Origin of the sequence: Sphingomonas sp., assembly GCF_042096255.1 — a bacterium.
Taxonomy (GTDB): Bacteria; Pseudomonadota; Alphaproteobacteria; order Sphingomonadales; family Sphingomonadaceae; genus Sphingomonas.
This window is the reverse complement of sequence record NZ_JBELLZ010000123.1, coordinates 1-1264: the sequence shown is the minus strand read 5'-3', so window position 1 is coordinate 1264 and position 1264 is coordinate 1. Positions and strand designations below refer to the sequence as shown.

Genomic DNA, 1264 nt, shown 5'->3' with positions numbered 1-1264 from the left:
GGGGGGGGGGGGGGCGGGGGGGGGCGGGGGGGGCCAGGCCGGGGGGCGGGGCCCGGGGGGGGGGCGCCCCCCCGCGGCGCCCCCCGCCGCCCGGATCAGATCAGGCCGCCGCCGAGCGCGAGGCGGATGCCGAAGATCACGATCAGGATGAGGTTCAGGTTGCGCCCGCCGTTGCTGGAGGAGAGCGCGCCGATCGCCGCGCCGACCACCGCGATCGGGATGACGAACCAATAGCCCCAGGCGAAGAAGGGCAGGAACGGCACGATGCCGAGCAGCAGCGCGACCAGCCCGATCAGGATCGAGAAGATGTTGAGCATGACGCGCACATGGCCCTGCATCGTTACGCGCACAAGTCGTCGCCCTACCCGATCTTAACCGTGGCAGGCTATGCATGCCGGTGATGCGCCCGCCCTACCCGCTCCTTGTCACCGCCCTGCTCGCCGCGTGCGGCAGCCCGGCCCAACCGCCGCGCGAGCTCGATCAGCTCGATCGCGAACTGGCCGCGGTGAACAGCACGAGCCCAACCGCCGATCCCGCGCTCCGCTCCGCGCTGCGCGACCAGATCATGGTCGATCCTGCGCTGGTGCAGCAGGCCAATGGCGATGCGCTACGCCCGCCGCCGCAGCCGCAGACCGGGATGGTCGCGCCCGACCGGGTGATGGAGCCGCGCGCCGCGGAGCGCGACCGCGTCCGCCCCGCCCCGCCGCCGACCCCGAACTGCCCGCAATGTGCCGCCGCTCGTCGGTCGCTGACATTGGGGGCGCTCGCCGAATCGCAGGGCGGCCGCACCGCGGGCTGCGCGGAAGCGGTGAATTACTCGGCGGCCTGGGCCAACCGCTTGCCCGCCAGCGTGCCGCTCTACCCCGATGCGCGCGTCGCCGAAGCGGCGGGGGCGGACCGGCCGGGGTGTCGGCTGCGGGTGGTGAACTTTGCAAGCGCGGCGCCGATGAAGCGGCTGCTCGACTGGTATTATACGCGCACCGCCGATGCGGGCTTCGCGGTGCAGCACCAAGCGGACGGCAAGATGCACGTGCTGGGCGGCACCAAGTCCGGCGGCGCCTTCCTGCTGATCCTGACTCCGCGTGCCGATGGCGGCACGGAGGCGGACCTGATGGCGGATGGGAGCTGAAGCCGAGCTAGCCCGTCGATCAGGTGTGTCCCCGCGAAGGCGGGGACCCAGGCTGGGCTCCCGCCTTCGCGGGAGCACACACGTACCTAACGTCCCACGTCGTTGACCAATGGCCGGTCAAGCGTCTGGTCGAAC

General features: G+C 72.4%; 2 protein-coding genes. One reads left to right on the top strand and one right to left on the bottom strand.

Annotation, left to right across the window (positions count from 1 at the left end; genetic code table 11):
• Positions 1-95: 95 nt before the first annotated feature.
• Entirely contained in the window at positions 96-350 is a 255-nt protein-coding gene (locus tag ACFDTH_RS16325) for a hypothetical protein (protein WP_375288621.1), read from the bottom strand.
• A 41-nt stretch (positions 351-391) separates the two neighbouring features.
• On the opposite strand from ACFDTH_RS16325, the gene ACFDTH_RS16320 reads away from it, so the two are divergent.
• On the top strand, positions 392-1129 hold the full coding sequence (locus tag ACFDTH_RS16320) for a hypothetical protein (RefSeq protein ID WP_375288620.1): 738 nt from the start codon (positions 392-394) through the stop codon (positions 1127-1129).
• The last annotated feature ends 135 nt before the right edge of the window (positions 1130-1264 follow it).